Raw genomic sequence first — 24,738 nt, forward strand, 5'->3', positions numbered from 1 at the left:
GCCCACGGGAGGAGGCCTGCGCCCATCGGAAAAGGCCGACCGCAAAAAGACTTTGAGCGCGGCGGCGCGACGCTGCTAGGTTCGCTGTGGATCGTGAATCGTCGTAGGGAGGTGAGCCCCGTGAACACAGTTACCCGTGGGTGCTCCCTCACTCCGTCACGGTCCGGCGGCTGACGTTCGGTGTCGCCGGGAGCGCCTGAGATCGAGGCACTCCTGGAGGGAGACTCCGATGAACACACAGCCTTTCCCCACCCGTCCAAGCGGGCACGCGGTGACGGTCACCCGTGTCGCGAACAGACAATGGCACGCCCTGGACGACGACTTGGTGGTCGGCCGCGGGGATGCCCTGCACCGGCCGGACGGACGCCTGTTCGTCAGCATCGACGCCTGGCACGAGGCCCCCTTCGACCGGCTCGCCGAGGCGATGCAGGCGGCCCTTCCGGCACCCCTGTACACGGTCGTCGACGAAGCCGACACGGAACTGACGGCCCGTTGGCTACGAGCCGGGTTCACCGTCCGGCGCCGTGAAGGGGAGTACGCCGTGCCGACGGACCCGCGTCTCACCGGGCTCGGAGAAGTCCTTCCGCCACCCGGCGTGACGATCGTGCCGGCCGGTGAGGCGGACGAACGTCTGCTGCGAGCGGTGGACCGGGCGATCCGCGAGGAGGTCGAGGCGGGACCCGGCTGGCAGTCGATGCCCGCGGAGGTGATCCCCTTCCCCGAGGGCGACACCGTCGTCGACCCGTCGAAGTACGCGGTGGCCGCGGCACCGGACGGCTACCTGGGCCTGATCCGGGTGGTCACGGTGATCCGGCCGCGCATCGGGCTGCTCGCGGTCCGGTCCGGCGCGCAGCGGCGCGGTATCGCCCGGGCCCTGCTGGCCCACGCCCTGGGAACACTGCACCGCGCGGGGTTCGCCGAGGCCTGGGCCGAGGTCCAGGAGACCAACCGGGCGGCCTCGGCACTGTTCGAGAGCGTCGGCGCCCGCCCGACGAGCAGCAACCTGGAGCTGGTGCGATGACGAAGGACAAGAACGTCATCGAGGTCGAGGGCAGGGTCGTCGAGTGCCTGCGCAGCGCCATGTTCACCGTGGAGCTGGAGAACGGCCACCAGGTGCTCGCGCACATCAGCGGGAAGATCCGCAAGCACTACATCAAGATCATGCTGGAGGACCGGGTCCTGGTGGAGCTCCCGCCGTACGACCTCACCCGCGGCCGGATCGTCTTCCGGTACCGGAACTGACGCCGGCCGGTATCCCCGGCAGCAGCTGAACCCGGGGTTCCGGTCAGGGCGTCCGCCCGCCTGACCGGAGCCCCGTCGGGCTCAGCCCAGCCGCTCGCGCAGGAAGGGCACCGTGCGCTGCCAGGCCAGGGCGGCGGACTCGGGGTCGTGGACCGGGCGGCCGTCGTTGAAGAAGGCGTGGCCGGCCGGGTACATGCGCAGGTCCGGGGTGATCCCGGACTGCTCCCTGACCGTGTCGCGCAGGGCGTCCAGGTGCTCCGCCGGGATGCTCTCGTCGAGTTCGCCGTAGTGGCCCAGGATCTCCGCGCGCAGCCCCGAGAAGTCGGGCAGCTCGCCCTGGATCACCCCGTAGAAGGGCACGGCCGCGCTCACCCGTGGATCGGCCGCGGCCAGGTACAGCACGAATCCGCCGCCCATGCAGAAGCCGACCGCGCCGACCGTCTCGGAGGTGACCTCGGGCAGGGACAGCAGGTGGTCGACCGCCCCGGAGAGCAGCTCCACGCCCCGCCCGACCGGGAGCGCCTGCATCATGCGCAGGGCCTCCGCGTCCTCGTGGGCGACGTTGCCGCCGTACAGGTCGGGGGCGAGGGCGACGAAGCCCTCCGCCGCGAGCCGGTCGGCGACGTCGGCGATGTGGTCGGTCAGACCCCACCACTCCTGGATGACGATGACGCCCGGGCCGCTCCCGGCCGGCGGCAGCGCGAGATAGCCGTGCGCGGTGGTGCCGGCGCTCGGGAAGGTGACGTTCTGGCGGGCGGGTTCTCCGGTCGACTTCGGCAGTTCGGTCACGGTGCTCGACTCCTGTGCGGCAGACCTGTGGCGGGGGGCGCCGGGGCCGACGCCCCAGCGGTGATCGCCAGCCTTGCATACGCCCTCCAGCCGGCCTGTCACGCGCCCTCCGGCCCGCCTGCGGCGACCCCGGAGGCGGAGACTGGCGTCCCTGACGTTTTACGTATAACCTCTCCCGTCAACCACCCCTCCCGGAAGGTCCCGATGAGACGCGTCGCCCTGGTCACCCTCGTCGTCGACGACTACGACGAGGCGATCCGCTTCTACACCGAGGCCCTCGGCTTCCGGCTCGTCGAGGACACCCCCCGCCCCGACGGCTCCCGCTGGGTCGTCGTGCGCCCGGACGCCCGTGAGGGCGGCACCGACCTGCTCCTGGCCCGCGCCAAGGACGAGGATCAGCGTGCCCGGGTCGGGGACCAGGCCGGCGGTCGTGTCGGGTTCTTCCTGCACACCGACGACTTCGCCCGCGACCACGCCCGGATGCTCGCCGCGGGTGTGACCTTCCTGGAGGAGCCGCGCCACGAGCCCTACGGCTCGGTCGCCGTCTTCCAGGACCTGTACGGAAACCGCTGGGACCTGCTCCAGCCCGCCGCCTGACCCTCCTGCCACCCTGTTCGAGGAAAGACCCCGCCATGACCGCTACGCGCGTAGACGCCGCTTCGATCCGCCGCCTTCCCAAGGCCGTCCTGCACGACCACCTCGACGGCGGCCTGCGTCCCGCCACCCTCGTGGAGCTGGCGGCCGAGGTCGGTCACACCCTGCCCACCACCGACCCCGAAGAACTCGCCGCCTGGTACGTCGAGGCCGCGAACTCCGGCGACCTGGTGCGCTACATAGCCACTTTCGAGCACACCCTCGCCGTCCTCCAGACCCGTGCGGGCCTGCTGCGTGCGGCCGAGGAGTACGTCCTCGACCTGGCCGCCGACGGTGTCGTCTACGGCGAGGTGCGCTACGCCCCCGAGCTGAACACCACCGGCGGACTCGCCATGGCCGAGGTCGTCGAGACCGTCCAGGAGGGCCTCGCGGCCGGCATGGCGAAGGCCGCGGCGGCGGGCACCCCCGTCCGGGTCGGCACCCTGCTGTGCGGGATGCGGATGTTCGACCGGGTCCGCGAGGCCGCCGACTTGGCGGTGGCCTTCCGGGACGCCGGTGTCGTCGGCTTCGACATCGCGGGCGCCGAGGACGGCTTCCCGCCCGCCGACCACCTCGCCGCCTTCGAGCACCTGCGCCGCGAGAGCGTGCCCTTCACCATCCACGCGGGCGAGGCCCACGGCCTGCCCAGCATCCACCAGGCCGTGCAGGTCTGCGGGGCCCAGCGCATCGGCCACGGTGTGCGGATCACCGAGGACATCCCCGACCTCGCGGGCGGCAAGCTCGGCCGGCTCGCGGGCTGGGTCCGCGACCACCGGATCGCCCTGGAGATGTGCCCGACCTCCAACCTCCAGACCGGTGCGGCCGTCTCGATCGCGGAGCACCCGATCACGGCTCTGAAGGACCTGGGCTTCCGGGTCACCCTCAACACCGACAACCGGCTGGTGTCGGGGACGACGATGACCCGCGAGATGTCCCTGCTGGTCGAGGAGGCGGGCTGGTCCGTCGAGGACCTGCGCACGGTCACGGTCAACGCCCTGAAGAGCGCGTTCATCCCGTTCGACGAGCGCAAGGCCCTCATCGAGGACGTCGTCCTGCCGGGCTACGAAGCCGCGCTCTGAAGCAGCCCCCGCAGATAGGCGGCCTGTCCGACGTGCTGGAGATCGTCGGACAGGACGCTCACCAGCCGGACGCCCAGCGTGACCGGAGGGTCCCACCGCTCGTCCACGACCCGCTCCAGGTCCCCGGCGGTCAGCCCGCGCAGGGCTTCGAGACTCTGGGCGTGGACGGCGTCGTAGTACCCGGTCAGCAGGTCCGCGGAGTCGACTCGCACCTTCGCGACCTGCGCGGAGCTGTGGCCGTACCCGAGGTCGCGCGGCTCGAGGTCGAGGCCGAAGCGCTTCGCCCAGTCCTGTGTCAGCCAGACCTGGTCGAGTCCGAAGGCGCCGGCCACGTGGTCGTCCTGGACCCGGGTGAGATGCCAGACGAGCCAGGCGACCGGGTTGGCGTCCGGGGCAGGGCGGTGGTGGAGGTCGTCCAGGGGCAGGCCCTCGACGACGGCGTGGACTTCTTCCTGGATGCGGGTGAACCCGTCGATGAGGATGTCCTTTGCATGCATGACGTCCACCCTCGCGCATCGCACCGGGTTCCGCCTCGCAAGAACCGAACCTGCGTCCGCTGCGCAGAACCGATCACGCGTCCGGGATCCAGCTGCCGTGGAAGCCCAGCGGCACCCGGCCCGGGAGGTGGATGCGGGCCACCGGCTCGGCCGTGAAGTCCTGGGCCGAGAGGATCAGCAGGTCCGAGGCCCCGCGATCCGGGTTGTGGACGTACGCGACGGCATAGCCGTCGTCCTCGGCGGCCCGGGTGTCGCAGGCGTCGGACGGCACGAACACCGCCTCGCTCGCCGCCGCGCCCCGGGGCAGCCGGTGCACCTGTGTGGTGCCGCGCAGCAGGTCGTGCTTGATGAGCGCGTTGCTGAACGCCCGGTCGGGCGGCGGGGTGCCGTCGACCGCCTGATAGGCAGCCGCCATCTCCGCGGAGGCGGCCGCGTAGCCGTAGCGGTGCCGCCGGGACACCAGCGCCTCGTTGACCCGCGGGAACTCCTGCGGCCGGTCGTCGAGGGTCCGCACCCGCACCCGGCCCTGCCGCAGGTCGACCGTCCAGCGGTCCAGCCGCGGAGTCCCCTGCCCGTACGGCCCGCCCGAGCCGTTGCCCGCCACGAGGAAGGGCCCGTCGAAGTTCGTCGTGTCGATGACCAGGTTCGGGCCCTCCTCGTAGGCGTTGAGGGTGTGCGAGTAGTACACCGGGTCCACCTCGAACCAGCGCACCGCACCGCCCTTGCGCGGCAGCACACCGATCCGTGCCGGATGCCGGTCGTTCCAGACGTACGGCACGATGTCGCCGCGCTCGGCGCCCGCCGGGTCGAAGGTGACCGGCATGTCGAGGATCACCACGTAGTTCTCGGTGAGCGCGAAGTCGTGGACCATCGGCGCGTCCGCCACCGGGATCCTCGTGCTGCGCGCGACCCGGCCGTCCGGGCCGACGACCAGGTGCCGGACGTGGTCCCAGGTCGGGTAGTAGGCGATGGCGTGCAGCTCACCGGCGTGCGCGTCGAACTTGGTGTGGGCGGTGAACGCGCCCTCCAGGGTGCCGCGGAAGTCGTAGGTGCCCACGGTGTTCAGCTCGTCGTCGAGCTCGTACGGCAGCGGTCCGCTCTCCTGGAGCGCGAGGATCCGCCCTCGGTACGGGATCACATGGGTGTTGCACGGGAAGTCGTCCGGCGGCACCGGGCCCGGGTAGGGCTCGCCGAGCTTGTTCGCCACCTGGGAGGAACGCACCCAGCGGTTGCGGTACCACTCGGCCCGCCCCTCGCGCAGCCGCACACCGTGCACCATGCCCTCACCCAGCATCCAGTGATGGGCGCGTGGGTCCTCCAGGCCCAGGGCGTTCGGGCCGTTGCGCAGGTAGCGGCCGTTCAGGTCGCGCGGGATGCGGCCGGTGACCGGTAGGTCGAAGGCCGTCAGCTCCTCGGTGACGGGCTTGAACGCCCCCTCCAGAAAGGGGAAGCGGCGCGCTGCCCGGGGTGCCGCCGCGGCGGGCGAAGCAGCCGCTCCGGTGCCGACGAGCGCCCCGGCCGCCGTGATCGCTGCCGCGCCGCGCAGGACATTGCGTCGGGTGGGATCCGTCATCGTCATCTTCCCTGCTCCTGACCGTAGTTGTGCTCGGGAACGGTCACGAGTCTGGTGCGCGGGACGGATCGGGTCAGGAGGGGTGGGGCCCGTCCTGGGGTGTACCCAGACCCCCTGTTTCCGGCGGGGGCATCAGGTTTCCAGCAGGGACATCAGCGCCCGGGCCGCCGGACTGGTCGCCTGCGGGGGCGGCAGCAGGGCGACCGTCTCGTACACGGCCTCGCCCGTGCCCTTGACGGGCAGCGCCGTCAGCGCCGGCCGCTTGTGCCGGAAGTGCTGCGGAACCACGGCCACGCCGAGGTTCTCGTCGACCAGGTCGAGGAGGCTGTGCACGTCGTTGACCTCCAGCGTGACGTTCCGGCGCAGGCCCGCCTCGGCGAAGGCCGCGTCGGTGGTGCGGCGCGGGCCCCAGTCGGGATGGAAGTCCACGAACACCTCGCCGGCCAGGTCCTCCGGCGTCACGGCCGCCCCGGCGGCCGCCAGCCGGTGACTGCGATGGCACAGCACCGTCATGGGCTCGCTCGACAGCGGTACGACCCGCAACTGGTCGGTGTCCTCCTGGGCCGCCCGGACGGCGAACGCCAGATCGAGCCGACCGGCCGCGACCTCCTCGGCGAGCGCGGCCGAGCCAGCCTGGCGCAGACAGATCTCCACGTCCGGGTGCTGCCGCCGGAACGCGGCGAGCAGTCCCGCCACATGCAGCCCGGCGACACACTGCTCGGAGCCGATGGCGAGCGTCCCGCGCAGGACTCCCTGCACCGCGGCCACCGCCTCGTGGGCCGACCGCACCTGGGCGAGGATCCGCTCGGCCTCGCCCAGCAGCGCCCGCCCGGCCGGGGTGAGCGTCACCCGCCGGGTGGTCCGCACGAACAGCGGGGTCTGGAGCTCCCGCTCCAGCGCGCGGATGGACGCGGACAGCCCCGACTGGGACACGAGCAGCCGCTCGGCGGCCCGGGTGAAATGCTGGTCCTCGGCGACCGCGACGAAATGCTGGAGATGGCGCAGTTCCATGATTGAGAAGCTTATCCGCTGAATTCCATCACATTCTTCTGTTGGACCAATGGCCCGAGGTCGCGAAAGAGTGGGCTCAGGATCTCAGGACGGATCCGAGGACCTCCGTGTCAACCCCTCTGGAGTCGCGTTGTACACCGCACACCCCGACCGCTACGCGGACATGCCCTACCGGCGCACCGGCCGCAGCGGCCTGAAGCTCCCCGCGATCTCGCTCGGCCTGTGGCACAACTTCGGTCCGGCGGACCGTACCGTCGAGACCCAGCGGGCCATCCTGCGCCGGGCCTTCGACCTCGGGGTCACGCACTTCGACCTCGCCAACAACTACGGCCCGCCGCCCGGCGCCGCCGAGTCCGCGTTCGGCGAGGCCCTGAAGGACGACTTCGCGTCCTACCGCGACGAGCTGATCATCTCCACCAAGGCCGGCTACCTGATGTGGCCCGGACCGTACGGCGAGTGGGGCTCCCGCAAGTACCTGCTGTCCTCGCTGGACCAGAGCCTCACCCGGATGGGCCTCGACTACGTCGACATCTTCTACTCGCACCGCCCCGACCCGGAGACTCCCCTGGAGGAGACGATGGGCGCGCTGCACTCCGCGGTCCAGCAGGGCAAGGCGCTGTACGTCGGCGTCTCCAACTACAGCGCCGAGCAGACCCGGGAGGCCGCCCGCATCCTCGGCGAGCTGGGCACCCCGCTCCTCATCCACCAGCCCCGCTACTCGATGCTGGACCGGCGCCCCGAGGACGAGGGCGTCCTGGACGCGCTGGACGAGGTGCAGGCCGGCTCCATCGTCTTCTCCCCGCTGGAGCAGGGCCTGCTCACCGGCCGCTACCTGGACGGCATCCCCGAGGACTCCCGCGCGGCGAGCGACAGCCCCTTCCTGAACTCGGACGCGGTCACCGAGGACCTGGTGGCCAAGCTGCGCGCTCTGAACGACCTCGCCAAGGACCGCGGCCAGACCCTCGCGCAGCTCGCCCTGGCCTGGGTGCTGCGCGGCGGCCGGGTCACCTCGGCCCTGGTCGGCGCGAGCAGCCCGAAGCAGATCGAGGACAGCGTGGGCACGATCGCCAACCTGGACTTCGAGGCGGAGGAACTGGCCAGGATCGACGCGATCGTCAAGGGCTGACCGCCCTCGGAGGCGAGTGCGTGAGCGAACGGGCACCGGCTTGCGGCCGGTGCCCGTTCGTCGCGCCGTCCTGCGGTCCGGCCCTCAGGCGGCTGCGGGCAGCCGGTCCAGGAAGCCGAGCACGGTGCCGATCCGGCCGTCGTCGGCCAGCGTGATCACGTCGGAGCCGGCGACTGGTGCCGATCCGTCGGTCTCGTTCACCAGCTCCCAGGAGAACCGCGCGGTGTCGTGATGTCCCTCCACCGCGCCGGTGGGGCGGAAGGCGAAGCCGGGGAACTGCTCGTGGGCGGCCGCGATCACCGCGGCGATGCCGTCGTGGCCGACCACGTCGGCGAGCGGGTCGGTGTACGTGCCGTCCGCCGCCCAGGCGGCCGCGACGGCCTTCGTGCGGGCCTCCGGCTCGCGTGCGTTCCAGGCTTCGAAGTAGCGGGCGACGGCGTTCTCGTAACGGTCCAGGTTCGCGGGCATGGGGAATCAGCCTCCATCGAGGTCGTCTGTGCTGGTGGGACCCGGTGTCACCACCCTGCCCGCGTCGCCCCGAGCCGTCGATTACCTCTCGGGTCATGACGTTTGAACGAGTACCCGTCAGATTTCGGCCACAGATGCCGGTGAATATGCCAAGAGACTGGCCAAAAAGATGTGGTGACAGTGTTTCAGTAGTGAACATACTCGACTGACAGGACCTTCACATCGAGCGAAGTGCCCGTCACTTACAGCAGCAAGAGTCGCGTAAAGCATAGGAGCCGCACGGAAGCGAGGCCCTGCCGACAGCCGAACGGAGCAAGCGGGGGAGTGGATCGTGCACGACGAATTCCTGTGCCATGTCACGGGGTACGGCATGTGTGACGGGCGGCGTATCGGTGTACCCCTCGGGACGTATCGCGCGCCCACTCTCGCGCTCGCGCTGTGGTGGCTGCGGGACCGGGCCTCCTGGATCGCGGACCGATTAGACCCGCAGCCCGAGGCCGGGTACTTCCCCGCGGGCGCCCTCGCCCCGGTCGCCGACACCGTGCTCGACGTTCCCGCCGTCATGCGGACCTGGTGTGCCGATCCTGTCCAACAGGATCTGGTCGCCGACGAGTTGGCGGCCGGACGGCTCATCCGGATCGCCGCGTGCGACGACACCACGGAGTACGAGCTCCTCGCGGAGTCCGTGGACGCGGTGAGAATGCACCGCACGGCGTCCACGCTCTTCACGCCGGTGGCCTGAGCGAACTCCGGTGGGCGGACGGTCCGTACGGTCGCCGCGGCTCGCCGGTTCACGTGGCCCGCGGGCGCTCCGTACCGGTACGTTCCTGCTGCTCGCCACGTGGTCCCGTGCGCCGCCGACCGCGATCTGCCGCGCTTTCGCCGCACGTCACTTGCCCCCGCGAAGGCCGACCACCCACCGACTCGACGCCGCCCTCCTCACCCACCCAGGGGCGCGGGGAACTGCGCGACCAGCCCCCTCCGGCCCGCAGCCGCCCGACAACCGAAGGTGGCACCCCCCCTGGACGCCCGACGCCTCTCGGCACCAGCCAAGCCGCCCCCCACCCCATCCCGCCAGGCGGTCAATGGGGTGAATCGGTAGAATTCTGGCATGGCGGAGCGGCCGGTCGCGTCGGCGGCGCCCGAACTCGTCCTGGAGACCGACACCGGCTCCACGGTGATGAGCCCGGGCCACGATTACCACGTCGGACGCGACCCGTTGAGTGACATCGTCATCGACGATGCCCGGGTCTCGTGGCACCACGCGGTGCTGCGACCCGAGGCCGGCCATTGGACCATCGAGGACGAGAACAGCACCAACGGCACCTACGCCGACGGCCGCCGCGTCCATGAATGGGACGTCGGCCCCGGCAGTGTCATCCGCTTCGGCAGCCCCTCCGACGGCCCCTGCGCGGTCCTGCTGGGCCTGCCCACCCCCGAACGCCCCTCCGCCGTGTCGATGCCCGGCCTGACCGGCACCTTCCGGCAGCCCACCGCCGTCCGCCCGCTGCCCACCCGCACCGTCCGCATCGGCCGCGCGGACGACAACGACCTCGTCGTCGACGACCTCGTCGTCTCCCGCCACCACGCCGAACTGCGCGCCCTGCCCGACGGCGGCTACGAGATCGTCGACCTCGGCAGCCACAACGGCACCTACCTCAACGGCCGCCCCCTCACGAGCGCCCGCCTCGGCCCCGGAGACATCGTCGGCATCGGCCACTCGGCGTTCTGCCTCGTCGGCGACACGCTCCAGGAGTACGTCGACACCGGTGAGGTCTCCCTCGACGTCCAGGACCTCACCGTCGCCGTCGACCACGGCCGCAAGACCCTTCTCGACCACGTGTCCTTCCCGGTCGGCGAGAAATGCCTGCTCGCCGTGGTCGGCCCGAGTGGCGCCGGAAAGTCCACCCTCCTGAACGCCCTCACCGGCCAGCGCCCCGCCGACCACGGCACCGTCCTCTACGACGGCCGCGACCTGTACCGCGACTACGCCGAACTGCGCCAGCGCATCGGCCTGGTCCCGCAGGACGACATCCTGCACGCCCAGCTGACCGTCCGCAGCGCCCTGTCCTACGCCGCCGAACTGCGCTTCCCGCAGGACACCGTCAAGGCCGAACGCCGCGCACGGGTCGACGAGGTGATCCGGGAACTCGGCCTGGAGCAGCGCGCCGGACAGCCCGTGCACAGCCTCTCCGGCGGCCAGCGCAAGCGGGTCAGCGTGGCCCTGGAGCTGCTCACGAAACCCTCCCTGCTCTTCCTGGACGAACCGACCTCCGGTCTCGACCCCGGCATGGACCGCTCGGTGATGCACATGCTGCGCGGCCTGGCCGACGACGGCCGCACGGTCATCGTGGTCACCCACAGCGTCCTGAGCCTCGACGTCTGCGACCGCCTCCTGGTCCTCGCCCCCGGCGGCCGGATCGCCTACTACGGCCCGCCCGAGGACGCCCTGCCCTACTTCGGCTTCACCCAGTGGCCCGAGGCCTTCGAGGCCTTCGAAGGCGACCAGGACCGCGACTGGGCGGGCGACTTCCGGCTGTCGGCCTTCCAGCACCAGTACGTCACCGAGGCCACCGCCCAGCCCCGCACCCCCCGCTCGGAACCGGTCATCATCGCGCCGCCGCCCAGGCCCCGCAGCCGGGGCGCCCAGCTCGGCACCCTGATCCGCCGCTACGCCGCGGCCCTGAGCGCCGACCGCACCTTCCTCGCCATCATGATCGCCCTGCCGTTCGTCATGGGTGCCATGGCCCGGGCCCTCGCGGGCAGCCGGCTCACCCAGGACACCGCGATGAACGCGCTGCTCATCCTCTGCGTCGGAGGCGTCCTCACCGGCGCCGCCAACGCGGTGCGCGAGCTGGTGAAGGAGCGGGGCATCTACCAGCGCGAACGAGCCGTCGGCCTGTCCAGATCGGCGTATCTGATGTCGAAGGTCGTGGTGCTGGGCACGATCACCGTCGTCCAGGCGGTCGTGCTGACCCTGGTCGCCCTGCTCGGCGTCGACCTCAACGCGCCCGGCGGCGAAGGTGTGTTGATGCCGCCCCTTGTCGAGATCACCATCGCCGTCGCCCTGTTGGCGTTCACCGCGATGATGCTCGGCCTGCTCGTCTCCGCGCTGGTGCGCAAGGAGGAGGTGACGATGCCGCTGCTCGTCCTGCTCGCCATCGTCCAAGTGGTCTTCTGCGGCGCCCTGCTGAAGCTCCACGGCGTGCCGGGCCTGGAGCAGCTGTCCTGGCTCGTGCCCTCGCGCTGGGCGCTCGGCGCGATGGCCGGCACCATCGGCCTCGCCCGGATCGTGCCCGGCGACCTCACCGGGGATCCGCTGTTCAAGCACTCGGCGGGCGTGTGGCTGCTGAACATCGGCATGCTGGTGGTGCTCTCCGTGCTCTTCGGCCACCTCGTCTCGCGGCTGCTGCGCCGCCACGAACCCGCGGTCATGCGGAAGTAGGCCGCCCATGACGAGCCCCGGATTCCTGCCCACCCATGTAGTCCCCGGCCCCGGCATGCCCGCCTGGGAGGTACCCGACCCGGCCCGCCCCACCGTCCCCCTGGACCCGCTGCTGCCCGTGCAGCTGCTGGAGCGGCGCGGCGACTGGGCGTACGTCCTGTGCGCCAACGGCTGGGCGGCCTGGGTCGACGGCCGTCAGCTGATCGCCGTACCGCAGGACCCGCCCGCCCCCGAGAGCCCGCTCACCCGTGCCGCCGACCCGCGCCCCCTGCTGGCCCGCGCCGCCGACGCGCTGGCGCGCTACCGGGCCGCCGTCGAGGAGCTGGCCGACGGCGGGCTGGACGGGGAGGCCTTCCGCGGGCGCACCCGGGGGCTGCGGGCCGGGGTGATCGTCGACGGAGAGCACGTGTGGCTGTACGACGCCGCGCACGGGCGCTGGGTGTACGCGGAGGGGACCCGGCTCAGCACCTACGCCACCGACGAGGGGCCACAGGCGGGCGGTCACGCCCCCACCGAGGTGGCGCAGGCGGGCGGGCACGTCCCGACCGAGGTGGCGCAGGCGGGCGGGCACCCTCCGACGCAGGTCGTGACGCGCGATGGCCCGTGAGACCAGCCTCTTCGCCGGCCGTCCCTCCGAGCTGGTGGGCCGGCAGGTCGCGAGCTACCGGATCGAGCAGGAGATCGGCCGGGGCGGCATGGCCGTCGTCTACCGGGCCCGGGACCTGCGCCTGGACCGCACGGTGGCGCTGAAACTGCTGGCCCCCGAGCTCGCCCGCAACGACACCTTCCGCAACCGCTTCAGCCACGAGTCCCGGGTGGCGGCCGCGATCGACCACCCGCACATCGTGCCCGTCTTCGAGGCAGGCGAGACGGACGGCGTGCTGTACATCGCCATGCGGTACGTCGCCGGCAGCGACCTGCGTCATCTCCTGGACCGGCAGGGCCCGTTGGCGCTGCCCACCGCGCTGCGGATCGCCGCGCAGGTCGCCTCCGCGCTCGACGCGGCCCATGAGCACGGGCTCGTCCACCGCGACGTGAAGCCCGGCAACATCCTGGTCGCACGCGGCACCGACAGCGACCATCCCGAGCACACCTACCTCACCGACTTCGGCCTCACGAAGAAGTCCCTGTCGCTGACCGGGTTCACGACGGTCGGCCAGTTCGTCGGCACGCTCGACTACGTGGCCCCCGAGCAGATCTCCGGCCGCCCGGTCGACGGCCGCTGCGACGTCTACGGGTTCGCCTGCGTGGTCCACGAGACCCTCACCGGCCACCCGCCCTTCCGCCGCGACGACGACATGGCCCTGCTGTGGGCCCACCAGTACGACGAACCCCCGGCGATCTCCCGGTCCCGCCCCGGCCTCCCCGCCGGCCTCGACGACGTCTTCGCCAGAGCCCTGGCCAAGACCCCGGACGACCGCCACGACTCCTGCCTCTCCTTCGTCGCAGCCCTCCGCTCGGCGGCAACAGGCGACCGGGTGCCACCGGCACCGGCTGTACGGGCCGCAGAAGCGGACGAGGTACGACCGAAGCCGCCACCCCTCTGGGCCCGCCCGGTGATCCGGGAGCGCTAGTCAGCCCTGCCCCAGGCCGTCCAGCGGCACCCGCCGGGCCCGTATCGTGCGGTGGCTGATGCGCCAGTCCCCGGTGCCGACGCGGACGACGACGTCCTCGTAGCCGACCGACCCGCACGAGCCGTTCGCCATGACCGCCAGCCCCTTGGAACGCGCACGCACCCGGCCGGCCGACAGCTCCTCGACCACCACGTTCGTCACGTGGTGCGCCACCGGGTTCCGCACGATCAACTCGGTGACGTCCAGGCGGTCCTCGAGCGTCAGCGCCATGTGCTGCCCCTTCCTCGACTGAGCCTGAGCCTGAGCCGACCCTCCCACGCCCGGCCTCACCCGGCGCCCGCTTTGATCTCCCCTTTGCGTCGGACCGGTCGGGCCAGCAGTGCGCCCAGGAAGCCGGTGACCAGGCCCCACAAAGCGCCGAGGGCGACCGCGGTGCCGAGTTCCGGCTTCAGGAACAGCTGTCCGCCCAGTCCGCCGCCGAGGTCGCCGATGCCGAGGACCGACAGGCCGAACTGCGCGGAGATCCGGCACGGCAGGCAGATCATCAGGACGGTGAGGGCGAGGGCGAGGGCCAGGTGGAGCCCGTGGCGCCAGGCGGGGACGCGGGCGGGGGAGCGGGCCGCCATCAGGAAGGCGACCGCGAGCAGCAGGACCGCGTCGAGGACCAGGAGCCACCAGGCCCGGCCGTCGTGTTCGGCGAGTGTGCGCAGATTGAGCGCCTGGGTGTCCTTCGACCGCAGCACCTCGTCCAGGACGTGCGGCATGGGCAGTCCGAAGGGCCCCTGCACCCTGCCGTTCCAGGTGGCGCCGAGACCGATCGTCAGGGCGAGCCACACCAGGTTCGGCATACCGAGCAGGATCACCGCGAAGGTCTCCGGCACATGGCCCCGGGTCACGGCCACGACCAGGGCGACGAGGGTGCCGAGGACGACGTACGCGAGGAGCAGGATCACCATGGCGTGCGCCGCCGGCCGCACCGACTCCTGGAACGGCAGCAGTCGGCCGGGCAGGGGAGCCCGGCGCGACACCAGCAGCGCCAGGACCAGCACCCCGGCCAGCCACAGCAGGCCGAAGAACAGGGTCGGCAGCACGTCGGTCGTGAAGCCGACCTCGGGTGAGACCCCGAACAGATCGCCCAGGTCACCGAGCGTGTCGTCGCCGAGGGAGAGCTTGAACGTCTGCCGGGCCGTGAACGCCAGTACGACGAGTGCCACCAGCCACAGCACGGCGATCCTGGCGGCCCACCCGGCCAGTTCCCGGCCGCCGGCGACCGCGCGGTGCCGCAGCGGCCGCAGGAACCCCGCGCCGAGCACCAGCGCTCCGGTGAGGGTGACGGAGAGCGGGATCACGGTCAGTCCGGCCTTGCTGTCCGCAAGCCCGCCCGCGCTGCCGGACAGCTTCACGGTGCCGCCGACGGCCGTGACCACGGTCGCCATGACGACCCGCGGGAACGCCCCGTCCGGGAGATCCGCCGCACCCGCCCCCCACAGCCCGAGCGCGGCCACCAGCACCATCGCGGCCAGGGCGCCCAGCACCGCGGCCACGGCCTGCACCCAGCCGTGCCGAGCGACGACTGCCTGGTCGGTGGGGAAGAGGGGGCTCACCCCGCCACGCTAAGCAGCCCCGCGACCGCTCGCCTGCCGGGAGGTCCGTCCGCGTCCGCTTGCGGGCGGCGGCGGACCGGTGCAGACAATAGGTATGTCGCGGAGAAATGCGGCCGAATCGGGGCATTGGATCGCGCGCCGCAGGAGTCCCGCGCCGGGAAGAAGAGCTCGTGAGCGTCGAACCGCCGTCGTCGGGCCGGCCCACCGGGCCGCCCTCGGGCCCGCTGTCGGGTCCCTCGCAGCCGCCTTCGGGCCCGCCCTCACAGCCGCCCTCGGGCCCGCCGTCCCAGCCCCCGGGCGGCTCCGGAGGCACCTCCGCCCCCGAGCCCCGCCGCCCCTGGTGGGGATCGGCACCCAGGGTCGCGCTGATCGCGGCCGCGGTCGTCGCCGCCGTGGTCCTCGCGGTGGTCTTCACCCGTTCCGGCGGGGGTTCCGGCACGGCCGGGGGCAACGGCGAGATCTTCCTCCAGGCCGCCGGAAAGACAGGCCCCGAGCCGTTCACCGAGTCGACCGCGAAGGACAGCTCGATCCCGCCCGTCAGCGCCTCCCCGGCCGGCCCGTCCGAGCAGGCGAACGCCGTCCGCGGCGTGGACGGCTCCGCTCCGGGTCTCTACGGCGGCACCCGCAACGTCTCCAGCTGCGACGTCGAGAAGCAGGTCAGGGCCCTCCAGGCGGACCCCGCCAAGAACGGCGCCTTCGCCGCGGTGGCCGGTGTACGGCCGTCCGAGGTCCCGGCTTTCCTGCGCGGGCTCACCCCCGTCCAGCTGCGCATGGACACCCGCGTCACCAACCACGGCTACCGCGACGGCGCCGCCACCAGCTACCAGGCCGTCCTCCAGGCCGGCACCGCCGTCCTCGTCGACGACCGCGGAGTGCCCCGCACCCGCTGCGCCTGCGGCAACCCGCTGACCCCGCCGATCGCCCAGCAGACCGCGCCGAAGCCCACCGGCGACACCTGGTCGTCGTACCGCCCCTCGAACGTGGTCGTGGTCGCGCCCTCGACGACGGTCATCAACGTCTTCGTGATCTACGACGCCGACCACCACGACTGGATCGGCAGGCACCGCGGCGACACCGGCCACAAGGACCACAAGGTGGAGCCGCCGGTACGCCCCTCGCCCTCGGTGACCGTGACGACACCCACACCGCCGACGAGTCCCGGCACCTCGACCTCGCCGTCCTCCCCGCTGCCCTGTGTCTCCCTGCCGCCCGGCGTCGGCGGCACCCCGTCCGCACCCCCCTCAGGTTCCGCGAGCCCGTGCCCGCCGAGCTCCAGCGCCCCGTCCTCGTCGCCCCCGTCCTCGTCACCCCCGAGCCCGCCGTCCTTGCAGCCGCCCAGCAGTGCGTCCTCGGGTGAGCAGCCGCTCGCACCCGACTCCTCGGCCCCGGAGTCCCCGGTGGTGTGACGCGTCTCCAAGACTGCGCCGCGTGGCTCGGGGTACGAGCACTGGTGCAGCAGCGTCCGGCCAGTCCGGCATCCGAGAGAGAAACGCATGATCGAGCACCTGGACGGGGCAGTGATACCGACTGGTTTCGACGTGCCCGTCGAGCCGCTACGGCAGGCGGCGCACTACACGGGCGAGCCGGGATGTATCGCCGAGGCCCGCGCTTTCGCCGCGCACTTCCTCGGCCGGCTCAAGACCGAGTGGTGCGCGACCATCGACGAGCGTGCGCAGGAGGAGGTGCTCCTCGTGGTGAGCGAACTGGTCACCAACGCCGACCGGCACAGCAACGGGCCGTACATCCTCGAACTGGAGGGCACCGACAGCGCGGTCGTCGTCACGGTCTACGACAGCAGCGCCGCACTGCCGCGCCGGTTCCCCCGTGATCCCGAGCGGATCGGTCGGCACGGTCTGGAGATCGTGCACGTCCTCGCGCGGGAGGTGGCGGCGGAACGCGTACCTGTGGGCAAGCGGGTCCGCGCCGTGCTCGGCCTCGGCGAGAAGAACTGACGACACGGACTGGGAAGACAACTGACAGAGCGGGTGCCGTCCAGGGACGACACCCGCTTCGCTGTGCGCTCGGACGCCCGAGCCGCGCGCTCTCGTCAGGCGCAGCCCAGCTCGCCCAGCATGCCCTCGCGCAGCCGCGTGATGATCCGCTTGATCAGCCGGGACACATGCATCTGGGAGCAGCCGAGCCGCTCACCGATCTCCGACTGGGTGGCCTCCTCCACGAACCGCATGTGGATGATCTCCCGGTCGCGGTCGCTGAGCTCGGCCATCAGGGGGGCCAGCGACTGGAAGTCCTCGACGAGCCGCAGCCCGTCCTCCTCCACGCCGATGAAGTCGGCCAGCACCGACTCGCCGCCCTCGGGTCCGTCGCCGGTCAGGGCGGCGTCCAGGGAGGAGGAGTTGTAGCCGTTCGAGGCGATCTGCGCCTCGACGACCTCCTTCTCGGAGATGTTCATCAGGGTGGCGAGTTCGGCCACGGACGGGTCCCGGTCCAGGCGGCTCGCGAGTTCCTCGCGCGCCTTGGCCAGCTCGACGCGCAGCTCCTGGAGGCGTCGGGGGACGTGCACGGCCCAGGTGGTGTCACGGAAGAACCGCTTGATCTCGCCGACGATGTAGGGCAGCGCGAACGACGTGAACTCGACCTCGCGCGACACCTCGAAGCGGTCGATCGCCTTGATCAGGCCGATCATGCCGGTCTGGACGATGTCCTCCATGTCGTCGCCGCGGCCCCGGAACCTGCCGGCCGCGAACCGCACGAGGGACATGTTCATCTCGATGAGGGTGTTGCGCGCGTACTGGTACTCGTGCGTGCCCTCCTCGAGTTCCGTGAGGCGCTGGAAGAACTGGCGGGACAGCTCCCGCGCGTCCCGCGGGGCCACGGCCCGCGGTTCCTGGACTCCCGGCAGCGGTGTCCCACCCGTCCTGGTCCCGCTGGCGTGCCCGGCGACCTCTGTCTCCGGGCGGTTCACGGCGGTGACGGCGGTATGCATTGCCTCTCCCACGAAAGTCACGGCTCGACGTCTGCCTCTTCGGCCTCGGTTGTCTCGGGTGCTGAAAGCGATCAGCGGCCACCGGGTACCCGGAACGCACGGACTTATGCGTCACCGGGCCACCGGCTTCACGAAACCAGCCCGCAGCTCCCTCACCCTGCGCATACCCGTGGAGTGACGACGCACGCCCGCTGGGTTCGCCGACGGCGAAAAATCGCTGGTCGCGACCGGTGTGACCGTCAAGAGAGGCGTGGGACGGCGCGCTTTCGAGCAGCCGCGTCCGCACCATGTGGCCGGATCTCGCCACTCGGGCGGCGGGATCCGACATGTCCACTCAGGGCGGAACGCCGTCCCCTTCCCCTCGCCGCCGTGCCACCTAGGCTGATCAGGTGAGCAACGAAGCGCCGAACCAAGCCCGCGTCATCCCCCTGCGCCCGCACCCCGCGCGCCCGGGGACCGCCCGCCCGGTGTCCGAACGCCCCGCCCCGGCACCGCCGCGTCCGATCGCCCCCGCGGACCCCGCCCCGAGCCGGGCCAGGGAACCCCTGTGGCGCGACCTCGTCGGGGACGTCCTGCGCCGTGAGCGCCTCGCGCAGGAGCGCACGCTCAAGGACGTCGCCGACGCGGCCCGGATCTCGATGCCCTACCTCTCCGAGGTGGAGCGCGGCCGCAAGGAGGCCTCCTCCGAGGTCCTCGCGGCCGCCGCCCACGCCCTGGGCCTCGGCCTCGGCGATCTGCTCTCCCTGGCCCAGGGCGAGCTCACCCGGCACTCCGCCCGCGGCCGCCGCGCGCTGCCGGGATCGTCGTACGACGGGATGTGCCTGGCGGCCTGACGCCGCAGCCGGCGCCTCAGACCCCCACGAGGCGCCGGCTCACCACCTCGTCGGCCAGCCCGTACGCCACCGCTTCCTCGGCCGTGAACACCTTGTCGCGGTCCATGTCGGCGCGCAGGGTGGCGATGTCGTGGTGGGTGTGCCGGGTCAGTACCTCCTCCACCTGGGAGCGGATGCGGACCATCTCCTTGGCCTGGAGGGCGAGGTCGGAGATCGAGCCGCGGTTGCCGCCGGAGGCGGGCTGGCCGAGCAGCACACGCGCGTGCTCAAGGACCAGCCGACGCCCGGGATCTCCGCCGGCCAGCAGGACGGCCGCGGTGGAGGCCGCCTGACCCACACAGAGCGTGGAGATCGGCGCCTGCACGAAGGTCATGGTGTCGTAGATCGCCATCAGCGAAGTGAACGATCCGCCGGGCGAGTTGATGTAGATCGCGATCTCGTTCTCCGGAGCCGACGCCTCCAGGTGCAGCAGCTGCGCGATCACCACGTTGGCCACGCCGTCGTCGATCTCGGTGCCGAGGAATATGATCCGCTCGGACAGCAGACGGCTGAACACGTCGGAGGAGCGCTCGCCGTGCGCGGTCCGCTCGACGACGTACGGAATCGTGTAGTTCGCCATGGTCACAGTCCCATCCGTCGCCTGGAGGCGGTCGGGCGGACGTCCCCGAGGGAGTCCAGGACCCGGTCCACCATGCCGTACTGCCTGGCCTCCTCGGCCGTGAACCAGCGGTCGCGGTCGCCGTCCCGCGCGATGCTCTCCGGGCTCTGGCCCGTGTTCTCGGCGAGCAGCCGCTCCATGGTCCGCTTGCTGTGCTCCAGGTTCTCCGCCTGGATCTCGATGTCGGCGGTGGTGCCACCGATGCCCGCCGAGCCCTGGTGCATCATGATCCGCGCGTGCGGCAGGGCGTACCGCTTGCCGGGTGCGCCGGCGCAGAGCAGGAACTGGCCCATGCTCGCGGCGAAACCCATGGCGAGCGTCGACACGTCGTTGGGGATGAGCCGCATCGTGTCGTAGATGGCGAGCCCGGCGTACACCGAGCCGCCGGGGCTGTTGATGTACAGGCTGATGTCGGTGCGCGGGTCCTCGGCGGACAGGATCAGCAGCTGGGAGCAGACCCGGTTCGCGGAGACCTCGTCGACCTGGGTGCCCAGCAGCACGATGCGCTGGGCGAGCAGCTGGGTCGCCAGGTGGTCGTCGAAGCGGCTGGGAGGGGTGTCCCCCTCCTCGGCCCGGATGGTGGTCATGGGCGGTCCTCGGGGTCGTAGGGATGCCGTCGGATCCACTGTTGACCTGGGACGTCGCCCCGATGCGTTTTCTCTGCCCGGAGCAGATTCGCCACGGGCAGAGCGCGGGCCCCGGTGCGTGGCCCGGGGGAGCGCTCAGTCCTTGTCGCGCAGTTGCCGGAAGAACGCCCGGACGTCCTCCACCAGCAGGTCGGGCTCCTCCATCGCCGCGAAGTGGCCGCCCCGGCCGAGCTCGGTCCAGCGCACGATGTTCTCCGTGCGCTCCGCCCTGTGCCGCAGCGGGATCTGGAGCTCCGCGGGGAAGAGGGCGAGGGCGGTGGGCGCGGTCGAGGGCGCGGTGGGCCGGGCCGCGCGGTCGCCGTCGGCGTGGGCCCGTTCGTAGTAGATCCGGGCGGCCGAGGCGGCTGTCCCGGTCAGCCAGTACAGCATCACGTCGGTCAGCAGGCGGTCCCGGTCCACGGCCTCCTCGGGCAGCTCCGCCGAGTCCGTCCACGCCTGGAACTTCTCGACGATCCAGGCGAGTTGGCCGACCGGGGAGTCGGTGAGCGCGTACCCGACGGTCTGCGGCCGGGTGGAGTTCAGCACGGCGTACCCGGTGCCCTCGCTCGACCAGTCGCGCCACCGGCGCCACGACTCGAGGGTCCGCTCCCGCTCCGCGGGCTCCAGCGCGGCGAGCTCCTCCTGGGTCGGCTCCCGGGTCGCCTGCGCGCCCGGCAGCAGGGTGAGGTGGACGCCGACGACCCGCCCGGGGTGGGCCCGGCCCAGCTCCCGGGAGATCGCGGCGCCCCAGTCCCCGCCGTGCGCGCCGAACCGCTCGTAGCCGAGGCGGGTCATCAGCTCGGCCCAGGCGTCCGCGATCCGGCCCCCCTCCCAGCCGGTGTCCGCGGGCGGTCCGGACAGTCCGAAGCCCGGAATGCTCGGCACGACGACATGGAAGGCGTCGGCCGGGTCCCCGCCGTGCGCCGCCGGATCGGTCAACGGGCCCACCACGTCCAGGAACTCGACGATCGAGCCCGGCCAGCCGTGCGTGAGGATCAGCGGGGTGGCGTCCGGCTCGGGGGAGCGGACATGGGCGAAGTGGACGGTCGTCCCGTCGATGACGGTCGTGAACTGCGGCCACGCGTTGAGCTCGGCCTCGGCCGCGCGCCAGTCGTAGGAGTGCCGCCAATGGTGCACGAGTTCGCGCAGATAGGCGGCCGGGACGCCGTACGCCCAGCCGGTGGCCGAGAGATCGTCCGGCCAGCGGGTGCGGTCGAGCCGGTCGTGGAGGTCGTCGAGGTCACGCTGCGGGATGTCGACACGGAACGGCGTGATGCGGTCGGTTGACGTCATACGGGGATGCTAGGTCGCACCGGTGTATGAGCCACCTGGATCAGCCGGCCCCCCGACCGATGAGTTCCGCGTCAAGGGCCGGTCCACAGAGATGACCGCACCACGTCTCCTCAGGAGGAACCCATGGCGAGCAGGCCTTTCACCACGTGTCTCTGGTTCGACGGCCAGGCCGAGGAAGCCGCGCACTTCTACGTCTCGGTCTTCAAGGACTCCACCGTAGGGCGGGTCACCCACTACCCCGAGGGCGCGATGCAGCCCGCCGGGACCGTCCTGACGGTCGACTTCACGGCCAACGGGCAGCACTTCGTCGCCCTCAACGGCGGACCGCAGTTCAAGTTCACCGAAGCCGTCTCCTTCCAGATCTTCTGCGCGGACCAGGAGGAGATCGACTACTACTGGGCCAAGCTCACCGAGAACGGCGGCGAGCCCGGCCCCTGCGGCTGGCTCAAGGACCGCTACGGACTGTCCTGGCAGGTCGTGCCCGAGGGGCTCGCCGACATGGTGGCCGACCCGGACCCGGAGAAGGCGGCCCGGGTCACCAAGGCGTTCATGGCGATGGGCAAGTTCGACGTCGCCGCCCTGGAGAAGGCGTACGCGGGCGAGTGAGCGTCAGTCGGCGGGCGTCCGGCCGATCACCCGGGTGATCTCCCGGGCGATCCGCAGGATGCCGGGGGAGCGGACCGGGCACGGCCGGGGTGTGGACGTCGTCGGTGCCAGGCAGAAGTGCAGGTAGTCCTTGTCCAGGTGGAGGGCGGTCCGGTCGCGGTCCGGCTGGGTGCAGTAGACCGGGTGCTCCTTCTCGTACGCGGTGCAGGGCAGGTACTGCACCCAGGACCAGCGGGCCCCGGCGGGCGCCACCGTGGCCCCCGCGTCGGCCACCACGTCCCCCGAGGCGGCCGCCTGCTCCTCGTACAGCTGGTTCACGCGCCGGACCCGGTCGGGGGTGATCGGGTCCGGGCCCTGCGCCACCCACACGATGCGCGGCCGGTGCTCCCCGCCCGCCGCGGCGATCTGACCGGTCAGTCTCCGCAGGTCCGCCCGGTACCTGCTGAAGTACCTCTGCGGCGCGCCGGCATGGCTGATCCCGTCCATGCACCAGGTGTAGCCCCACGCGTTGCCCCAGAACTGCATCACCACGTAGTCCGGGTGCAGGGCCCGGACCAGCGCGGCCGCCTTGTCCCGGTCGGGCACCAGCGACTTCTTGCCGGTGCCCTCCAGGTAGTCGCACAGGGTCGTGCCCGAGTACGGCGCGCTCGTGTACGTCGCCCGCAGGTCGCGGCGCAGCTCCTGCCCGAGCACCCGCTGCGCCTCCATGGCGAGGGAGTCGCCGAGATAGAGCACGCGCGGGGCGACGACCTCGGGGGCGGCGCCCGGGGAGGCCTGTGAGCCGGTGCCCGGGGAGGCCTGGGAGCGCTGGTGCGTCGTGGCCGCACGCGGGACGTCCGGGGTCGGCGGGGCCTTCTCCGGCCCGTCCGAGGGGTCGCTGCACGCGCCGAGCAGCAGCACTCCGGTCAGCACCGCCACGAGCCACGGTCTCCGCATGTGCGACTCCCGCCCCGGTCGCCGAGAAACGGTTCCCCAGGCAAGCACAGCCGGGGGCAAGGGGGAAGACGCCCGGACCGGTTCAGCCGGCGCCTTCGCCAGGCTTGTCCAGGAACTCCAGCAGGTCGGCCAGCGGCAGCGGCTTGGTCAGATGGGCGTCGAATCCGGCCGCCGCGGACAGCGCCCGGTCCGTGCCCCGGCTGAAGCCGGAGACCGCGATCAGACGCGGCCGCCCGCCCTCCGGCCGGGCCCGCAGCCGTCGGGCCACGGTGTGCCCGTCCATGTCCGGCAGCCCCAGATCGCACAGCACGACGTCGAAGAACCGGCTCTCCGCCGCGGCGAGCGCGTCCGTACCGGTGTGCACGGTCGTCACGTCGTGGCCCTGCCGCTCCAGCAGGGTGTGATAGGTCGCGGCCAGGTCCTCGTTGTCCTCCACGATCAGGACGGACAACCGCGGGGGCGCCGGACGATTCGTGAACCGGGGCACTCTCGGGGCCGGGGAGGCGAGGACCGGCAGCGCCACCGTGAACGTCGCCCCCTTGCCGGGCCCGTCGCTGTGCGCGCCGATGCGGCCGTGGTGCAGCTCCACGATCGTCCGGGCGACGGCGAGCCCGAGACCCAGGCCCTCCGGGGTGTCGGGTCCGGCGGGGGCCGCCCGCATGAACACCCCGAACAGCTCTTCGGCCTGGCCGGGCTCGAACCCGATGCCGTCGTCGCGCACGGTCAGCCGCGCCTCGTCGCCCCCGGCCACCAGCTCCACGTCGGTGCGCCCGCCCGGCCGGGTGTACTTGAGCGCGTTCGACAGCAGGTTCGTCAGCACCTGCGCGAGCCGCAGCCGGTCGCCGTCCACGACCAGGGGCGCCGCGGGCAGTCGTACGTCGAGCGTGCGGCCGTCGTGCGCGAACAGGCCACGGATGTCCGCGCAGGCCCCCTCGACGACCGAACGCACGTCCACCGGCTCCCGCACCAGCTCCAGGCGCCCGGTCACCGCCCGTGTGCCGTCCAGCAGGTCGTTGCTCATCCGGGCGAGCGTGCCGAGCTGCCGTTCCAGGACGCCGAGCGCCGGATGCCCCTCGGGCATGTCCAGGGCGAGCAGTTCGGTGGCGGCGGTCGCGGCCGCGAGGGGGTTGCGCAGCTCGTGGGAGAGCGTGGCGATGAACCGGTCCTTGGCCCGCTGCTCCTCCCGCAGCCGGCGCCCCGCCGTGTCCAGCTCGGTGTTGGCCCGGCTCAGCTGCTCGTTCACCTCGCGGATCTCCCGCGCGCGGACGAACAGGTCGATCTCCATGCCCTCCGCGCGCATCTGCGCGTCGGCGACCGCCCGCCGCTGCTCCCGCCCCACCCGCCGCAGGTGCACGAACTCCGTGACGTCCTCGACCCGGTGCACGACATGGGTCACCCGCCCCTCGTCGTCCAGGACCGGCGCGTTGACCGGGCTCCAGTACCGCTCGGCGAAGACACCCTCCTCGGCCGTCGGGATGTCGTAGCGCTGAAGGGCCATCGTGTCCGTACGACCGCTCGCCACGACCGTCTCCAGGGAGCGCCGCAGATTGGCCACGCCGTCGGCGGTGGGGTCCCCGGGGTTGTCCGGGAACACGTCGAAGACCGGCCGCCCGACGATGGAGCGGTCGGTGCGGGTGGCCGTCAGGTAGGCGCGGTTGGCCTCGACGATGACGAAGTCGGGGGTGAGGACCAGCAGCGGGGAGAGCAGGGAGTCGAACAGGCGCCGGAAGTCCGGGGCGTCGGACATGGGCGGACCTCCTGGCCGGGGGGACGTCGGGGATCGGGGCGGACGTCGGGCATT

General features: G+C 72.0%; 26 protein-coding genes. 13 read left to right on the forward strand and 13 right to left on the reverse strand.

Annotated features, from left to right (window positions below; translation table 11 throughout):
* The first annotated feature begins 229 nt into the window (after window positions 1-229).
* Both H295_RS0127525 and infA read left to right on the forward strand, forming a co-directional pair.
* Window positions 230-1,021, forward strand: coding sequence for a GNAT family N-acetyltransferase (locus tag H295_RS0127525; protein WP_020138582.1), 792 nt, complete (start codon window positions 230-232; stop codon window positions 1,019-1,021).
* Window positions 1,018-1,242, forward strand: a complete 225-nt coding sequence (infA, locus tag H295_RS0127530; RefSeq protein ID WP_020138583.1) for a translation initiation factor IF-1 — start codon at window positions 1,018-1,020, stop codon at window positions 1,240-1,242. Before H295_RS0127525 ends, infA begins: the two co-directional genes overlap by 4 nt.
* A gap of 81 nt (window positions 1,243-1,323) precedes the next feature.
* Here the strand turns inward: infA and H295_RS0127535 are convergent, their stop codons facing one another.
* Window positions 1,324-2,031 (reverse strand): dienelactone hydrolase family protein, encoded by a 708-nt coding sequence (locus H295_RS0127535; RefSeq protein WP_020138584.1) that lies wholly within the window; start codon window positions 2,029-2,031, stop codon window positions 1,324-1,326.
* 204 nt (window positions 2,032-2,235) lie between these two features.
* Between H295_RS0127535 and H295_RS0127540 the strand changes: the two genes are divergently transcribed.
* Together H295_RS0127540 and H295_RS0127545 are read left to right on the forward strand one after the other, a co-directional pair.
* Window positions 2,236-2,628, forward strand: coding sequence for a VOC family protein (locus H295_RS0127540; protein ID WP_020138585.1), 393 nt, complete (start codon window positions 2,236-2,238; stop codon window positions 2,626-2,628).
* A 35-nt stretch (window positions 2,629-2,663) separates the two neighbouring features.
* The gene (locus H295_RS0127545) at window positions 2,664-3,743 is read left to right on the forward strand and encodes an adenosine deaminase (protein ID WP_020138586.1); all 1,080 of its coding nucleotides are present in this window, start codon (window positions 2,664-2,666) and stop codon (window positions 3,741-3,743) included.
* Here H295_RS0127545 and H295_RS0127550 read toward each other — a convergent pair.
* From H295_RS0127550 to H295_RS0127560, 3 genes are all read right to left on the reverse strand, one after another.
* Window positions 3,725-4,240: a mycothiol transferase gene (locus H295_RS0127550; protein ID WP_028809806.1), complete on the reverse strand. Its 516-nt coding sequence runs from the start codon at window positions 4,238-4,240 to the stop codon at window positions 3,725-3,727. The genes H295_RS0127545 and H295_RS0127550 overlap by 19 nt on opposite strands.
* Window positions 4,241-4,313: 73 nt before the next feature.
* Entirely contained in the window at window positions 4,314-5,813 is a 1,500-nt protein-coding gene (locus tag H295_RS0127555) for a carotenoid oxygenase family protein (RefSeq protein ID WP_028809807.1), read from the reverse strand.
* Between the two features lie 132 nt (window positions 5,814-5,945).
* On the reverse strand, window positions 5,946-6,824 hold the full coding sequence (locus tag H295_RS0127560) for a LysR family transcriptional regulator (RefSeq protein WP_020138589.1): 879 nt from the start codon (window positions 6,822-6,824) through the stop codon (window positions 5,946-5,948).
* Window positions 6,825-6,954: 130 nt separating this feature from the next.
* On the opposite strand from H295_RS0127560, the gene mgrA reads away from it, so the two are divergent.
* On the forward strand, window positions 6,955-7,950 hold the full coding sequence (mgrA, locus tag H295_RS0127565) for an L-glyceraldehyde 3-phosphate reductase (RefSeq protein WP_020138590.1): 996 nt from the start codon (window positions 6,955-6,957) through the stop codon (window positions 7,948-7,950).
* 84 nt (window positions 7,951-8,034) lie between these two features.
* Here mgrA and H295_RS0127570 read toward each other — a convergent pair whose 3' ends face one another.
* Entirely contained in the window at window positions 8,035-8,418 is a 384-nt protein-coding gene (locus tag H295_RS0127570; protein WP_020138591.1) for a nuclear transport factor 2 family protein, read from the reverse strand.
* Between the two features lie 331 nt (window positions 8,419-8,749).
* On the opposite strand from H295_RS0127570, the gene H295_RS0127575 reads away from it, so the two are divergent.
* The 4 genes from H295_RS0127575 (at window position 8,750) to H295_RS0127590 (ending at window position 13,437) form a co-directional block, all read left to right on the forward strand.
* The gene (locus H295_RS0127575; protein WP_020138592.1) at window positions 8,750-9,160 is read left to right on the forward strand and encodes a hypothetical protein; all 411 of its coding nucleotides are present in this window, start codon (window positions 8,750-8,752) and stop codon (window positions 9,158-9,160) included.
* Window positions 9,161-9,529: 369 nt separating this feature from the next.
* Entirely contained in the window at window positions 9,530-11,863 is a 2,334-nt protein-coding gene (locus H295_RS0127580) for an FHA domain-containing protein (RefSeq protein ID WP_020138593.1), read from the forward strand.
* A 7-nt stretch (window positions 11,864-11,870) separates the two neighbouring features.
* Window positions 11,871-12,470 carry a hypothetical protein gene (locus H295_RS43610; RefSeq protein WP_051135619.1) on the forward strand — a complete coding sequence of 200 codons (600 nt, stop codon included), beginning with the start codon at window positions 11,871-11,873 and terminating at the stop codon, window positions 12,468-12,470.
* Window positions 12,460-13,437 carry a serine/threonine-protein kinase gene (locus H295_RS0127590; RefSeq protein ID WP_020138595.1) on the forward strand — a complete coding sequence of 326 codons (978 nt, stop codon included), beginning with the start codon at window positions 12,460-12,462 and terminating at the stop codon, window positions 13,435-13,437. The genes H295_RS43610 and H295_RS0127590 overlap by 11 nt, the downstream gene beginning before the upstream one ends.
* Here H295_RS0127590 and H295_RS43615 read toward each other — a convergent pair whose 3' ends face one another.
* Together H295_RS43615 and H295_RS0127600 are read right to left on the reverse strand one after the other, a co-directional pair.
* Window positions 13,438-13,707, reverse strand: a complete 270-nt coding sequence (locus tag H295_RS43615) for a hypothetical protein (RefSeq protein ID WP_020138596.1) — start codon at window positions 13,705-13,707, stop codon at window positions 13,438-13,440.
* A 56-nt stretch (window positions 13,708-13,763) separates the two neighbouring features.
* Window positions 13,764-15,041, reverse strand: coding sequence for a streptophobe family protein (locus tag H295_RS0127600; protein WP_020138597.1), 1,278 nt, complete (start codon window positions 15,039-15,041; stop codon window positions 13,764-13,766).
* A 170-nt stretch (window positions 15,042-15,211) separates the two neighbouring features.
* Here H295_RS0127600 and H295_RS0127605 point away from each other — a divergent pair, with 170 nt between their 5' ends.
* A complete protein-coding gene (locus H295_RS0127605) occupies window positions 15,212-16,447 on the forward strand; it encodes a DUF6777 domain-containing protein (RefSeq protein ID WP_020138598.1) in 1,236 nt (411 codons plus the stop codon).
* An 87-nt stretch (window positions 16,448-16,534) separates the two neighbouring features.
* On the forward strand, window positions 16,535-16,993 hold the full coding sequence (locus H295_RS0127610; RefSeq protein ID WP_020138599.1) for an ATP-binding protein: 459 nt from the start codon (window positions 16,535-16,537) through the stop codon (window positions 16,991-16,993).
* Window positions 16,994-17,088: 95 nt separating this feature from the next.
* Here H295_RS0127610 and H295_RS0127615 read toward each other — a convergent pair whose 3' ends face one another.
* The gene (locus tag H295_RS0127615) at window positions 17,089-17,985 is read right to left on the reverse strand and encodes an RNA polymerase sigma factor SigF (protein WP_028809808.1); all 897 of its coding nucleotides are present in this window, start codon (window positions 17,983-17,985) and stop codon (window positions 17,089-17,091) included.
* 389 nt (window positions 17,986-18,374) lie between these two features.
* Between H295_RS0127615 and H295_RS48605 the strand changes: the two genes are divergently transcribed.
* Window positions 18,375-18,818 carry a helix-turn-helix domain-containing protein gene (locus H295_RS48605; RefSeq protein WP_028809809.1) on the forward strand — a complete coding sequence of 148 codons (444 nt, stop codon included), beginning with the start codon at window positions 18,375-18,377 and terminating at the stop codon, window positions 18,816-18,818.
* Between the two features lie 16 nt (window positions 18,819-18,834).
* Here H295_RS48605 and H295_RS0127625 read toward each other — a convergent pair whose 3' ends face one another.
* From H295_RS0127625 to H295_RS0127635, 3 genes are all read right to left on the reverse strand, one after another.
* Window positions 18,835-19,437 (reverse strand): ClpP family protease, encoded by a 603-nt coding sequence (locus H295_RS0127625; RefSeq protein WP_028809810.1) that lies wholly within the window; start codon window positions 19,435-19,437, stop codon window positions 18,835-18,837.
* Window positions 19,438-19,439: 2 nt separating this feature from the next.
* Window positions 19,440-20,063: a ClpP family protease gene (locus tag H295_RS0127630; RefSeq protein WP_020138603.1), complete on the reverse strand. Its 624-nt coding sequence runs from the start codon at window positions 20,061-20,063 to the stop codon at window positions 19,440-19,442.
* Window positions 20,064-20,198: 135 nt separating this feature from the next.
* On the reverse strand, window positions 20,199-21,395 hold the full coding sequence (locus tag H295_RS0127635) for an epoxide hydrolase family protein (RefSeq protein ID WP_020138604.1): 1,197 nt from the start codon (window positions 21,393-21,395) through the stop codon (window positions 20,199-20,201).
* A 123-nt stretch (window positions 21,396-21,518) separates the two neighbouring features.
* On the opposite strand from H295_RS0127635, the gene H295_RS0127640 reads away from it, so the two are divergent.
* Window positions 21,519-22,001 (forward strand): VOC family protein, encoded by a 483-nt coding sequence (locus H295_RS0127640; RefSeq protein ID WP_020138605.1) that lies wholly within the window; start codon window positions 21,519-21,521, stop codon window positions 21,999-22,001.
* 3 nt (window positions 22,002-22,004) lie between these two features.
* On the opposite strand, the gene H295_RS0127645 is transcribed toward H295_RS0127640, so the two are convergent.
* On the reverse strand, window positions 22,005-22,937 hold the full coding sequence (locus H295_RS0127645; RefSeq protein WP_020138606.1) for an SGNH/GDSL hydrolase family protein: 933 nt from the start codon (window positions 22,935-22,937) through the stop codon (window positions 22,005-22,007).
* A gap of 82 nt (window positions 22,938-23,019) precedes the next feature.
* Window positions 23,020-24,684 carry an ATP-binding protein gene (locus H295_RS0127650; protein ID WP_020138607.1) on the reverse strand — a complete coding sequence of 555 codons (1,665 nt, stop codon included), beginning with the start codon at window positions 24,682-24,684 and terminating at the stop codon, window positions 23,020-23,022.
* Between the last annotated feature and the right edge of the window lie 54 nt (window positions 24,685-24,738).

Origin of the sequence: Streptomyces sp. 351MFTsu5.1 (assembly GCF_000383655.1) — a bacterium.
Lineage (GTDB): Bacteria > Actinomycetota > Actinomycetes > Streptomycetales > Streptomycetaceae > Streptomyces > Streptomyces griseorubiginosus.

What these genes read in the sequence shown, in the direction of transcription:
- H295_RS0127525 (WP_020138582.1), top strand. Translation starts at nt 230, where the DNA reads ATGAACACACAGCCTTTCCCCACCCGTCCAAGCGGGCACGCGGTGACG.
- infA (WP_020138583.1), top strand. Translation starts at nt 1,018, where the DNA reads ATGACGAAGGACAAGAACGTCATCGAGGTCGAGGGCAGGGTCGTCGAG.
- H295_RS0127540 (WP_020138585.1), top strand. Translation starts at nt 2,236, where the DNA reads ATGAGACGCGTCGCCCTGGTCACCCTCGTCGTCGACGACTACGACGAG.
- H295_RS0127545 (WP_020138586.1), top strand. Translation starts at nt 2,664, where the DNA reads ATGACCGCTACGCGCGTAGACGCCGCTTCGATCCGCCGCCTTCCCAAG.
- H295_RS0127550 (WP_028809806.1), bottom strand. Translation starts at nt 4,240, where the DNA reads ATGCATGCAAAGGACATCCTCATCGACGGGTTCACCCGCATCCAGGAA.
- H295_RS0127555 (WP_028809807.1), bottom strand. Translation starts at nt 5,813, where the DNA reads ATGACGGATCCCACCCGACGCAATGTCCTGCGCGGCGCGGCAGCGATC.
- H295_RS0127560 (WP_020138589.1), bottom strand. Translation starts at nt 6,824, where the DNA reads ATGGAACTGCGCCATCTCCAGCATTTCGTCGCGGTCGCCGAGGACCAG.
- H295_RS0127570 (WP_020138591.1), bottom strand. Translation starts at nt 8,418, where the DNA reads ATGCCCGCGAACCTGGACCGTTACGAGAACGCCGTCGCCCGCTACTTC.
- H295_RS0127580 (WP_020138593.1), top strand. Translation starts at nt 9,530, where the DNA reads ATGGCGGAGCGGCCGGTCGCGTCGGCGGCGCCCGAACTCGTCCTGGAG.
- H295_RS43610 (WP_051135619.1), top strand. Translation starts at nt 11,871, where the DNA reads ATGACGAGCCCCGGATTCCTGCCCACCCATGTAGTCCCCGGCCCCGGC.
- H295_RS0127590 (WP_020138595.1), top strand. Translation starts at nt 12,460, where the DNA reads ATGGCCCGTGAGACCAGCCTCTTCGCCGGCCGTCCCTCCGAGCTGGTG.
- H295_RS43615 (WP_020138596.1), bottom strand. Translation starts at nt 13,707, where the DNA reads ATGGCGCTGACGCTCGAGGACCGCCTGGACGTCACCGAGTTGATCGTG.
- H295_RS0127610 (WP_020138599.1), top strand. Translation starts at nt 16,535, where the DNA reads ATGATCGAGCACCTGGACGGGGCAGTGATACCGACTGGTTTCGACGTG.
- H295_RS0127615 (WP_028809808.1), bottom strand. Translation starts at nt 17,985, where the DNA reads ATGCATACCGCCGTCACCGCCGTGAACCGCCCGGAGACAGAGGTCGCC.
- H295_RS0127625 (WP_028809810.1), bottom strand. Translation starts at nt 19,437, where the DNA reads ATGGCGAACTACACGATTCCGTACGTCGTCGAGCGGACCGCGCACGGC.
- H295_RS0127630 (WP_020138603.1), bottom strand. Translation starts at nt 20,063, where the DNA reads ATGACCACCATCCGGGCCGAGGAGGGGGACACCCCTCCCAGCCGCTTC.
- H295_RS0127635 (WP_020138604.1), bottom strand. Translation starts at nt 21,395, where the DNA reads ATGACGTCAACCGACCGCATCACGCCGTTCCGTGTCGACATCCCGCAG.
- H295_RS0127640 (WP_020138605.1), top strand. Translation starts at nt 21,519, where the DNA reads ATGGCGAGCAGGCCTTTCACCACGTGTCTCTGGTTCGACGGCCAGGCC.
- H295_RS0127645 (WP_020138606.1), bottom strand. Translation starts at nt 22,937, where the DNA reads ATGCGGAGACCGTGGCTCGTGGCGGTGCTGACCGGAGTGCTGCTGCTC.
- H295_RS0127650 (WP_020138607.1), bottom strand. Translation starts at nt 24,684, where the DNA reads ATGTCCGACGCCCCGGACTTCCGGCGCCTGTTCGACTCCCTGCTCTCC.